This window comes from Okibacterium fritillariae (genome assembly GCF_052783725.1).
The window spans coordinates 2,512,714-2,524,497 of record NZ_CP199917.1; the positions used below are offsets into that span (position 1 = coordinate 2,512,714).

Consider the following 11,784-nt stretch of genomic DNA (forward strand, 5'->3'; position numbering starts at 1 on the left):
CCCTGCGACGTGAGCCGCTACGCCGTCGCCGTCGAGGCGCCGCGACGCGCGGGCAGGCCGACCTGGGCCCGCCACCACGGCGTCTCGACGAAACCGCGCTTCAGGAACAGCAGCTCCATGGCGGCGTTCCAGCCGAGCACGCCCTCGAGCGTCGACAGCGACGACGTGATGAAGCTATAGAGATCCTCGGTCGACGGCGTGATGACCTCGCAGAACAGCGAGTTCTGGTCGAGCGTCGCCGCGAGATAACGCACGGCGGGGTAGGCGCGCAGGGCTTGAGCCACGGCCTCGAGCTGGCCGGGCGCCACGTTCACGGTGAGCAGCGTCTCGGCACCCATGCCGAGGGCCGAGGCGGGCACGAGCGTGAGGGTGTCCATGCATCCGAGTTGCCGCATGCGCTCGAAACGGCGACGCACGCTCGACTCGTTCATGCCCAGGCCATCGGCCACCGACTTGAAGGTGAGGCGGCCGTCGTCGCGCAAAGCGGTGAGGATGGCTCGATCCTGGTCGTCGAAGTGGCTCGGGTCGCACACCCCGGCGTCGACCTGCGCGAGCGATTCGGCCGCCGACTCGGGCAGCTTCATGGTGCTGGCGAACAGCTGCCGGCTCCAGTCGTAGCTCACCTTGTAGACGTGCATGATGAGGTCGCTGCGCCACCGCTCCACGCCACGGATCGATTGCAATTGCTGGATGATCTGGGGGTAGTGCGTCGAGCCGCCATGCACCACGAGCTCGGCGATCAGGTCATAGCCGCCCGTCACGAGCGTGATGAAGCGCACATCCGGATGCCCGACCAACTCTTCGGCCACCTGCAACTGGGTGCCCGGCGCGCAGTTGATGCGCACGAGGAACGCGTCGACGGGACCCTCTGAACCGAGCGCCGGCAGCACAGCGATGCGCGCCACACCCGAGCTGAGCAGCTGTTGCCCGCGCCGTGTGACGGTGGCGACCGTTCCGCCCACCATCTCGGCGATGGCGCGCCAGCTGGCCCGCCCGTCGTGCTGCAACGCCACGATGATGCGGCGATCGAGTTCGGTCAGCTCGTCGAGCATCTTCACCGGCACGTTCGGCTGCCCTACGGCGCCGTCGGGGTCGGGTCCGGCGTGTCGCTCGGGTCGCTCGCCGGGCTGGTCGCCGTCGTGGGCGGGTAGACCCGGTGCAGGAACGTGCGCACCTCGTCGGTCCATGCTTCCGCCTCCTCGATCTGGGGTGAGTGGCCCGACTTCTCGAAGATTCTCAACGTGCTGTCGGGAATCAGCCGATCGATCGTCTCACTGCACGATACGGGCGTGATCCAGTCGGTACGCCCTACCGTGATGAGAGTCGGCGCTGTCACCCCCGGCAGCGCCTCTTTCAGATCGTAGTGCGGAAGGTTGTGCGAAAACGCGTAATTATGAGCTTCGTATCGATACGGCGTGGCCTCGACCTTGCGCTCGACGGCCGCGGGGTCGTATTCGAAGTCGTAGAGGGGCAGAATCTCGCGCCAGCAGTCGCGCAGGTCGTCGTTGTCGCGCACGCGGCCCTCGTCGATGCGGTCGAACTTTTCCATGTCGACCGTGACCCGATCGCTCGCGAGCGCGTTGGCGCGCGACAGCTCGGAGTGGCTGTTGTCGGCGGCTGTGTCGCGCAACACCATGGCGGCGACGCGGTGGGGGTAGCGGATGGCGTACTCCATCGACATGAAGCCGCCGTAGGAGCCTCCGGCCATGACGACCTGCTCGACGCCCGCCCATTCGCGCAGCGCGTCGAGGTCGGCCGCCCACTGCTCGTGCGAGAAGACACCGTTGCCCTCGCTCTGGCCCGAGCCGCGCGCGTCGAACACGATGACGCGGTATTCGTCGGCCAGGCGCCCGAAGCTCGCGCGCGGTTCGGCCCGTGAGCCGAGGCCCGGCGCGCCGTGGTGGGTGAGGATGACGGGCGCGCCTTCAGGGCCGAGAACCTCGACGGCCAGGCGGTTGCCGTTGATCTCGACCATCTGGGCTTCGCTCGTGGCGCGGGCGAATTCGGGGGAAACGGTTTCGGATGTCATCGCTGACCTTTCTGTCGACGTTCGGTGCGTTCGGTGCGTTCGATGCGTTCGATGTCCATCACAGCTCGATGAGGCAATCGTCGAGCCGCCGCGGGAAGGAGGTGAGGGGTTCGGCGCCCTCGGCCGTGACGAGCATGCTGTCCGAGATGCGGTAGCCCGCGTGCCCCGTCACATAAATGCCCGGCTCGTTCGAAACGACCATGCCGGCCTCGAGCACCGTGGCGTCGCCCGCCTCGAGCCAGGGCGGTTCGTGCATGCCCAGCCCGATGCCGTGCCCCTGCCGATGCAGGATGTACTCGCCGAGCCCCGCATCCCGGATCACGTCGAGGCACAGCTCGTTGGCCTCGCGGCACTCGAGCCCGGCACGAATGGTCTCGCGCCCGCGCTTCTGCGCCTCGTAGATGGCGTCGTGATAGCGAATCTGGGATGCCGTGGGCTCGCCCATCACGAACGTGCGCTCCCCCTCGACGAAACGCCCGCCCACGGCGCAGCCGAGCGACAACATGAAGGTGTCTCCGGGTCGCAGGCGATAACTCGAGGGCAGCCCGTGAGGTTTCGAACTGTTGGCGCCCGAATAGACGAGGCCGCCTGCCAGGAACGAGCCCACCACGACATCCGCGTGCTCGTCGTACATGACGCCCGTGCCGATGCGACCGACGTGCGCCGCCAGCTCGGCCTCGCTCGGCATCTGGCCGCCCGCCACGACGGCGTCGCGCACGAGCCGCACGCCCGCGTCCAGCATGCGGTCGGTGATGCGCGCGGCCTCGCGGTGCAGCTCGACCTCGCCGGGCTGCTTGATGAAACGTGAGTGCAGGATCACATCGGTGGGTTCGAGCTGCGCGAACGAGAAGGCCCGCGTGGCCGCGACGAGCCGCTCATACGAGATGGTGGTCGAGTGGCCGACCCGCAAACGAGCGGAAGCGGAGACGGAGACGGAGACCGACGATGCCGCAGCGCCCGGCGACGACGAGAAGCCGGCGACGGCGGCCGGTCGCACCCGCTCGGCCAAGACATCCCACGGGCTGACGACACCCGGAAACTCGGGGTAGTCGACGAGTTCGGCGTGCGCCGACTGGCTCTCGGCGTGTTCGCGCTCGAGCGCGGGCAGCAGCAGAACGCACCGACCGGATGCCTCGAGCCACACGACCACGGGCCGCTCGCCCGGGTGGTGGAAGAAGCCCGTGAGGTAGGCGACATCCTCGGGATCAGCGGTGACGACCGCATCGAGCCCGGCCTCTCGCAGGCGTTCGATGACGCCCTGCTGCACGGTCTCGAAGAAGTCAGAGCCGAGGCGTTGTGTGAAAACCATGTCTACCTCCGGCGGGACTTGGGGTTGCGCGCGTCGTTGTAGGCGATCGACAGGAGCGTGGCCGACAGCACGAGCGCGAGGATGGCGAGCGAGGGGAACAGCGTCAGCCACCAGGCGCTCGACATGGCGCCCGACTGCTGCGCCTCATAGAGGATGCGGCCCCACGACCACGTGTTCGGGTCGCCGAGGCCGAGGAACGCGAGCCCGGCCGCCGAGAGCACGGCGCGCGACGCGGTGACGACGACCGACACGACGATGACGGGCGTCACGGCCGGGATGATGTGTTTCGTGATGATCCACGCCGGGGATGTCGTCATCAAACGCGCCGCGTCGACATAGGGCAGGCCCACCACCGTCAGGGCCTGCGAGCGCACGATGCGCGTCACCTCGGGCCACGAGAACGCGGCGACGACGAGGATGATCGTGGTGGTCGACGGCCCGACGAGCGCCGCGATGAGGATCATGAGGGGCAAGACGGGCAGCGACAGCATGAGGTCGACGAGCACCGAGATGGGGCCGTCGAGCTTGCGGAAGTAGGCGCCGACGACGGCGACGAGCGTGCCGACGGCGATGGCGATGAGGCTCGCGAGCACGGCCACGAGCAGGCTCTGCTGCGTGCCCCAGATGACCTCGCCGAAGACGTCGCGGCCGAGCGAGTCGGTGCCGAACCAGTGCGCTCCGGTCGGGCCCTCGAGCACGGTGTCGCCGTAGCTGCCCGGGTAGGGAGCGAGCAGCGGCGCGGCGACGGCGACGAACACGAGAACCGCCATGACGGCGAGCGCGAGCAGGCCGAGGGGCTCCTTGCGGAAGGCCCGCCACGTTGCCGCGCTCGCGCGCAGGCTTTCCGTCGCGACAGGCTCTGCGCCGGTCGAGGCCACGGCCGCGCGATCGCGCTCCGCGTTCTCGCTGGCGTCGGCCGGCTGACCGGTCGCAGCGTCGGTCGCGGCGGCGGTTTCGGCGGGGTCGACGCCCGCGGTCGTGCCCGCGTCGGGGCCAGCGCCCGTATCGGTCGAAGAGTCGGTGGGAGAAGACATCCGCTCGCCTTTCATCGCGCTCATGAGGTTTTCACCCGGGGGTCGAGGAGTCCGTAGACGAGGTCGGTGAGCATGTTGATGACCACGACGGTAAGCGCCAACATGAGGAACGCTCCCTGGAGGACGGGGAAGTCGAGCTGCGTGACGGCCTCGAAGATGCCGCGGCCGATGCCCGGGTAGGCGAAGACGGTCTCGGTGAGCACCGCGCCGCCCACGAGGAACCCGAGCTGCAGGCCGATGAGCGTCGTGGTCGGCAGCAGGGCGTTGCGCAGGGCGTGCTTCCACAGCACGCGGCGGGGCGGCATGCCGTTGGCGTGGGCCAGGGTCGTGTAGTCCTCGCCCAGCGCATCGATCAGGGTCGAGCGCATGGTCAAGACATACGACCCGAGCTGAATCAAGACGAGGGATGTCGCGGGCAAGACCAGGTGCTGAATAACACTCAGATACCACTCGCCGCCGTAGGTGCCGTTCGTGTAGGCGCCGCCGATGGGGAACCAGCCGAGCGTGAGCCCGAACGTGAAGAGCAGCAGCACGCCGACGCTCGGAACGAAGAGCGACTGGCCCGTGACGCCGACGATCTGCACGAGGCGGTCCCAGCCGGTGCCGCGGCGGGCGGCGGCCAGGACACCGAGCGGCACGCCCACGAGAACCGTGAAGACGAGGGCCGTTCCGGTGAGGAGGAGCGTCCAGGGCAGGCGCTGCATGAGCACGTCGAGCACGGGGATCGATTGCGTGAACGAGACGCCGAGGTTGCCCTGCACGAGCTGCCAGAGGTAGAGGCCGTATTGCACGATGAGGGGCTGGTTGAGGCCGTATTGCGTGAGCAGGGCCTCGCGGGCCTCGTCGGTCATGTTCGGGCTGGCCACGGCGAGCGCGGGGTCGCCGGGCAGCAGGCGCAGCAGCAGGAACGTCACGGTCACGGCGAACCAGATCGTGAGGATTCCTCGGCCGAAGCGGCGGAGGACGAATGACCACAGAGACACGAGGCGCGGCCCTTTCCAGAGAGAAGGTGGAGCGTGGGAAAAACGCGTGGAGGCGGCATCCGCCCGGTTGGGGGCTCGGGCGGATGCCGCTCTGCTCGTTACTTCAGGTGAGCGGATGCCACGCTGATCGGGTTGACGATCGACAGAAGCTCACTCGGCTTCGAGACGAACCCGGTCCACTTGTCGCTGTGCGCGAAGTAGAGGTTCTGCGTGTACATGATGTTGTCGTACACGTTCTCGTTGACGATGGCGGCGGCCTCTTGCATGAGCTTGATCTTCTCGTCCTTATCGGTGGTGGCCGATGCGGTTGTGATGAGTTCGTTCAGCTCGGGGTCGTCGACGTAGCTGTAGTTGATCGCGCCGTCGGGCAGGTAGGCGAGCGTCATGTTGGTGACCGGGTCGTCCATGATGGCGAAGTTGCCCGCATAGATGTCGAAGTCGCCGGCGTTCGTCTGTGCCAGATAGGTGTTGCGCTCGGTGCCCTGCAGCTCGATCGTGATGCCGGCCTTCGCGGCCGAATCCTTCACGAGGGTGGCCCACTGGCTCGTCACCGAGTCCTGCAGCGAGTAGATCAGGCGGAACGACACGGGGAACATGCCCGAACCGTCGGCCGTGTAGCCGGCCTTCTCCATGAGCTCGCGCGACAGGTCGGTGTCGAACTTATACTCCTTGATCGACTTGTCGTAGTAGTCGGCCAGCACGGGCATGAGCGGGCTCGAACCCGTCGACACGGCCTGATCCTGCAGCACGACCTTGCGAATCGCGTCGTAGTCCACGGCGTGCGCGAGGGCCTGGCGCACCTCGACCTTGGCCAGGTCGGGCTTCGTCATGTTGTAGGTCATGTGGGCATAACCGAGACCCACCGACTCTTCCACCTCGATGCCGGGCGTGTTCTGCAGCGTCTTCACCTGCGCCGGGGGCAGCGCGTTGGCGATGACATCCACCTCACCCGACTGCAACGCGAGGATCTCGGTGTTGATGTCGGGGAACACGCGGTAGACGACCTTGGCGGATGACGGGGTGCCACCCTCGATGAGCGGGTAGTCGTCGACGCGGTCCATCGAATAGCTCTGGCCGACCTGCACGTCGGTGAGCACGTAGGGACCGGCCGAGACCCAACCGCCGTCGCTGCCGTCGTTCGGGAAGTTCGCGACCGAGTCGGCCTTCTCGAAGACGTGCTGCGGCACGACGTTGCCCCAGAAGCCGATCTCCTCGACGATCGAAGAGTCGGGCTGGGTGAGCTTGATCTCGACGCGCGTGTCCGAGACGGCCTCGGCCGACTCGAAGTTGGCGAGCTGGCCGTAGAACGTGCCGGAGGGCTGATCCTGCTTGACCGCGTTCATGGTCCACGCCACGTCCTCGGCCGTCAGCTTCTCGCCGTCCGACCACGACAGGTCGTCGCGGATCTCGTAATAACCGGTGGTCTCGTCGACATACCCCCACTTGGTCGCCACCTGGGCTTCCTTCGAACCGTCGTCGGCGATCGACAACAGGTGGGGGTACATCAGGTTGGTGATCCAGTAGTCGCTGCGGCTGTTGCCGATGAGCGGGTTGTAGTTCACGACGTCGGTGGTGGTGGCGATGGTGAGCGTCTCGCTCGACGCCGTCGCCTCTCCCCCGCCGGCTTCGGGCGGAGCGCTCGGGGCGCACGCGCTGAGTGCGAGTGCCGATGCAGCCAGGGCGGCCACCGCGGCGATTCGCGTAGTTTTTTTCATTTAGACCCAAACCTCCTTCAGTACCCGCAGAGTGTTTCCACCGACGACGGCGCGGATTTCGTCATCGGAATAACCGTGTTTGACCAACCAGCCGATGATGTTGAAGAACTCTTCGGCCGGGTTCTCGAGACCGTCGACATAGGCGACCTTCTCGTATTCGACAGCGCCGTGGGCCTGCCCGAGGGACAGGTTGGAGCTGAAGGCATCGTGCAGTCCGACGTGGTCGCCGAACAGCGTGTCGGGCCCGAAGCTCACGTGCTCGAGGCCGACGAGGTCGACGCAGTACTCGAAGTGATCCATGACCGACTCGATCGAGTGGCGGGGATGCTTCGGCGACAGCGTCGTGTGGGGTGCGGCCTCGAGGCCGATCACGCCGCCACGCTTGGCGCATTCGACGATGGTCTCGTCGGTCTTCATGCGGTTGGTGGGCCAGACGGCGCGGGCGCCGGCGTGCGTGATGAAGACGGGCTTCTTCGAGGCCTTGATGGCGTCGACGGCCGTGACGTCGCCCGAGTGGGACACGTCGATGGCGATGCCGAGCTTGTTCATGCGCTCGACGGCGCGCTCGCCGAAGTAGGTCAGGCCGCCGTCGCCGCGTTCCTTCAGGCCCGAGCCGAGCGTGTTGGCCTCGGAGTAGGCGATGCCCATCTGGCGCACGCCGAAACCGTAGAGCACGTCGAGCCGGTCGACCTCGTTCTCGATCATGGTGGATGCCTCGAGCGCGAACACGTGGGCGATGCGGCCCGTCGCGGCGGCGTACTCGATGTCCTTGATGGTCTCGCCCTTGATGACGAAGTCCTGGTGGGCGAGGTCGGCCATGCGCACGCCGAGGTCGAAGAGCACGTCCTGGTACTTCCAGCCGGCGTCGCTCGAGATGCAGCACGTGCCATCCATGCCGTTGTCGAAGACGGCCGTGATGCCCGAACGCGAGAGGCCCTCATAGCCCGTGGGTTCGCGGCCCTGGCGGATGTGGTCGCGCAGCTGCGTCATGTCTTCGGGGAACACCTGCACGTGGTCGTGCAGCGAGATGACGGTCTCTTCGCGCAACAGCTTCGTCGTGCGTTCCTTCTCGGCGTCGGACAGGTCGAGGCCGGTGTATTCGGGCACACGCCCGATCTGCTTGGCGTAATCGAAGTGGCGGTAGTCCTTGCCGGCTTCGAGGTAGTCGTAGGCGGTGTAGCCGGTGTAGCGCTCAGAGGGTTCAAGCACGCGTGGTTCTCCTAACGATTGCGATGCCGCAAGCGGCGTGGTGCACCGACTGTTCTCGGCGTGGTAGACCCCACTGTCGGTTACGACCGGCGCTGGTGTCAACAAAATCGAAGATATCCGGCGCAGTGTTTACCAATTTGAAACATTTCGGCGCTTTTCCCGTGACATTATGAATTTGTGGACATCTCAGAGAACAACGCATCAACGGCTCAGGCGACGCTCGCCCCACCCGTCGTCCTGCGCGTCGACGGGCTGAGCGTCAGTTTCACGGGCGGCCCCGACGACATTCCGGCCGTGCGCGACGTGGGCCTCGACATCCGCCGCGGTGAGGTCGTGGCCCTGCTCGGCGAATCGGGTTCGGGCAAATCGGTCACCGCGCGCGCCATCATGGGCCTCGTCGACGAGCACACGCGCGTCAGTGCCGACACGCTGACTCTCGGCGACACCGACCTACTCGCCATCACGCCCGAGCAACGGCGCCGGTTGCGGGGCGAGCGCATGAGCCTCGTGCTGCAAGACGCGCTCTCGGCCCTCAACCCCGTATTGTCGATCGGCGACCAGATCGGCGAGCTCTTCCGCGTGCACCGCGGCGCCACGCGCAAACAGGCCAAGGCGTCGGCGGTCGAACTGCTCGGGCTCGTGGGCATCCCGGCGCCCCAACAGCGGGTGGATGACTACCCCCACCAATTCTCGGGCGGCATGCGTCAGCGCATCCTCATCGCCATGGCCATCGCGCTCGAACCCGAACTGCTCATCGCCGACGAGCCGACCACGGCCCTCGACGTCACGGTGCAGGCGCAGATCCTCGACCTGCTCGACCGGCTGCGCTCCGAGCTCGGCATGGGCATCCTCTTGATCACGCACGACCTGGGCGTCGTCACCGAGGTCGCCGACCGCCTGGCCGTCATGTATGCGGGGCGCGTCGTCGAACGCGGCGACGCCGACACCGTGCTGGCCCGGCCGGCGCACCCCTACACCGAGGCGCTGCTGCGTTCGGTGCCGCAGGCGAGCCTGCGCGGCGGAAGGTTGCTCACGATTCCCGGGTCGCCGCCGAGCCCCGGTCAGGTGCCCACCGGATGCTCGTTCCACACGCGCTGCCTCTTCGCGGTCGACGTGTGCCGCACCACCAGACCACCGCTCGCCGACGTGGCACCGGGCCGTGCGGCCGCCTGCCACCGGAGCGACGAATTGCTGACGGGAGCCCTGTCATGAGCGACACCTCATCACCCCTCATCGAGCTCGGACCGACGCGCACCGAGCCCGAGGTCGTGCTCGAGGCATCCGATCTCGTGCGCACCTTCTCGGGCGGCAGCCGCCTGAAACCGCGGCACGTCTCGGCGGTGGATGGCGTGAGCCTGACGCTGCGGGCCGGCGAGACGCTCGGCATCGTGGGCGAGTCGGGCTGCGGCAAGTCCACGCTCGCGCGCATGCTCGTGGGCCTCGAGAAACCGGATGGCGGCACCCTGCGCTACCACGGCGACGACGTGACAGCGGGGCGCGTGCGCGATCGGCGGCTGCTGCGGCGCGGCGTGCAGATGATCTTCCAAGACCCGTACACGTCGCTCGACCCGCGCATGACCGTGGCCGATCTGATCGCCGAGCCCCTCGCCGCCACGCGCACGGGCACCGCCGCCTCGCGCCGCGAACGTGTGGCCGAGCTGCTCGAACTCGTGGGGCTCGCCCCCAGCATGATGAGCCGTTTTCCGCACCAATTCTCGGGCGGGCAGCGGCAGCGCATCGGCATCGCCCGGGCGCTCGCGCTCGACCCCGACGTGTTGGTGTGCGACGAACCCGTGTCGGCGCTCGACGTGTCGGTGCAGGCGCAGGTGATCAACCTGCTGGGCGATCTGCAGACACGGTTGGGCGTCTCGATCCTGTTCATCGCGCACGACCTGTCGGTGGTGCGCCACATCGCCGATCGCGTGGCCGTCATGTATCTCGGGCGCATCGCCGAAGAGGGCGACACGGCCACGATCTACGATCAGCCCTCGCATCCCTACACGCAGGCCCTGCTGTCGGCCTCGCCCACGCTCGACCGCGCCGACCGGGGCCGCCTGGCCCGCCGACGCGTGTTGCAGGGCGAGCCGCCGTCGCCCGTGAACCCGCCCACCGGATGCCGCTTCAACCCGCGCTGCTGGCTCGCGACCGACGAATGCCGCACCGACGTGCCGTTGCGGCGCGAGTTCCCGGCGGGTGCCGCGCGCACCGTCGCGTGCCACCACGCCGAGCGCGCCGTCGCCGAGCTGTCGGCGGCCGGCTGAACCACGTCGCTTCAGTGCTGAGGCGCGGCCCCGAACTTCGGGCTTCGGGGCTCGGGCTTCGGGACTCTGCTCGAACGCGAGAAGGGCGCCGGATGATGTCATCCGACGCCCTTCTGTTACGGGGTCATGCCCCGATCCCGCTTATGCGCGGTGGGCACGGCGGCGGAACGCGGCGATTCCGACGAACGTGAGACCGGCCGCGAGCGCCGAACCGGCGACGATCGGCAACACAGATGCCTCGGCACCCGTTGCCGCCAGGCCGCTGCCCGCGGGCTTGGCGCCCGCCGGCTTACCGGGGACGACGGCCGCGGGGGTGATCGTCGGGGTCGCCGAAGCCGAGGGCACCGGGGCGACCGGCGTCGGGCCGGCCGTCGGGGTGGCGGGAGCGGTCGGCGTCACCACAGGGGTGGCGGGCGTGGTCGGCTGCGGCGCCGTCGGGGTCGGCGTGGGGGTCGGCTTCGGCACGGGCGTTCCCGACACCGAGATGATGGTGTTGTCGTTGCTGTCGCTCGCGACGGGCGACACGGTGCGCAGCGCGACCTCGAACTCGAGCCGCGTGATGGGGGTCGGCGACGAGACGACGAGCGACCCGCATCCGGCCCCCGGTGTCTCGGTGCACGGGCTGTTCAGGCCCCACACCGCACCGGATGCATCCGTGGTGAACGAGGCACCCGGGGACGGCTTCACCGTAGCGCCGGCCGGCTGCGACGAAACCAGGCGGTAGGCGTCGCTGAAGAAGGCCGTCGGCTGTCCGACGATGATGGGGCCGCGTGAGCCGATATCGGACAGGTGCACCTTGACGTCGGTCATCGGCTCGCTCAGCTCGACGACGAGGCGCCCGGGCGCGCACGTGGTCGTCTCACCGGGGCAATCGGTGACGGTCTGCACCTTGGCGCCGACCGCCGCATCGAAGGGGCCGTCGAGCGCATACTGGCCGGCCGCGCCGAGGTAGGAGAATTGGTCGTTCGTGACGCCGCTCATGAAGTAGCGGTCGGGCGAGCCCGAGAAGGTGAGGTTGGCTGTGGCACCGGAGGGGAGCGCCAGAGTGGCCGAGGTCGGCGAGTTGATCGTCACGGACTTCGTATCCTCGGCGAAGGCGGCGGGCGCACCCAGGGCGGCGAGCACCACACCGGAGGCGATGGCCGCGGAGAGCAGCCCGGCGACGCGATGAGGCGAACGCCCGGGGCGAGCGGCTGGGGTGGACGAATGAGACAGCTGCATGATGCATCCCTTGTGTCGACGAG

Annotated in this window: 10 protein-coding genes; 2 read left to right on the forward strand and 8 right to left on the reverse strand. The window is 68.0% G+C overall.

The features are described from left to right. Positions 1-17 precede the first annotated feature (17 nt). From ACUWEX_RS11550 to ACUWEX_RS11580, 7 genes are all read right to left on the reverse strand, one after another. The gene (locus ACUWEX_RS11550) at positions 18-1,187 is read right to left on the reverse strand and encodes an Lrp/AsnC family transcriptional regulator (RefSeq protein WP_445996352.1); all 1,170 of its coding nucleotides are present in this window, start codon (positions 1,185-1,187) and stop codon (positions 18-20) included. Beyond that, positions 1,076-2,029 carry an alpha/beta fold hydrolase gene (locus ACUWEX_RS11555; RefSeq protein WP_445996353.1) on the reverse strand — a complete coding sequence of 318 codons (954 nt, stop codon included), beginning with the start codon at positions 2,027-2,029 and terminating at the stop codon, positions 1,076-1,078. Before ACUWEX_RS11555 ends, ACUWEX_RS11550 begins: the two co-directional genes overlap by 112 nt. Positions 2,030-2,087: 58 nt before the next feature. After that, positions 2,088-3,338, reverse strand: a complete 1,251-nt coding sequence (locus ACUWEX_RS11560; protein WP_445996354.1) for a M24 family metallopeptidase — start codon at positions 3,336-3,338, stop codon at positions 2,088-2,090. A gap of 2 nt (positions 3,339-3,340) precedes the next feature. Then, complete coding sequence (locus ACUWEX_RS11565) at positions 3,341-4,372, reverse strand: ABC transporter permease (RefSeq protein WP_079728123.1); 1,032 nt, start codon at positions 4,370-4,372, stop codon at positions 3,341-3,343. A gap of 20 nt (positions 4,373-4,392) precedes the next feature. Beyond that, on the reverse strand, positions 4,393-5,355 hold the full coding sequence (locus ACUWEX_RS11570; protein WP_077055163.1) for an ABC transporter permease: 963 nt from the start codon (positions 5,353-5,355) through the stop codon (positions 4,393-4,395). 98 nt (positions 5,356-5,453) lie between these two features. After that, complete coding sequence (locus ACUWEX_RS11575; RefSeq protein ID WP_445996355.1) at positions 5,454-7,070, reverse strand: ABC transporter substrate-binding protein; 1,617 nt, start codon at positions 7,068-7,070, stop codon at positions 5,454-5,456. Further along, positions 7,071-8,279: a dipeptidase gene (locus tag ACUWEX_RS11580; RefSeq protein WP_077055161.1), complete on the reverse strand. Its 1,209-nt coding sequence runs from the start codon at positions 8,277-8,279 to the stop codon at positions 7,071-7,073. It lies immediately after the preceding gene. 177 nt (positions 8,280-8,456) lie between these two features. On the opposite strand from ACUWEX_RS11580, the gene ACUWEX_RS11585 reads away from it, so the two are divergent. Beyond that, positions 8,457-9,491 (forward strand): ABC transporter ATP-binding protein, encoded by a 1,035-nt coding sequence (locus ACUWEX_RS11585; RefSeq protein WP_445996356.1) that lies wholly within the window; start codon positions 8,457-8,459, stop codon positions 9,489-9,491. After that, a complete protein-coding gene (locus ACUWEX_RS11590) occupies positions 9,488-10,540 on the forward strand; it encodes an ABC transporter ATP-binding protein (protein WP_079728121.1) in 1,053 nt (350 codons plus the stop codon). The genes ACUWEX_RS11585 and ACUWEX_RS11590 overlap by 4 nt, the downstream gene beginning before the upstream one ends. A 141-nt stretch (positions 10,541-10,681) precedes the next feature. Here ACUWEX_RS11590 and ACUWEX_RS11595 read toward each other — a convergent pair whose 3' ends face one another. Next, positions 10,682-11,761, reverse strand: coding sequence for a hypothetical protein (locus ACUWEX_RS11595; RefSeq protein WP_445996357.1), 1,080 nt, complete (start codon positions 11,759-11,761; stop codon positions 10,682-10,684). Positions 11,762-11,784: the final 23 nt, after the last annotated feature.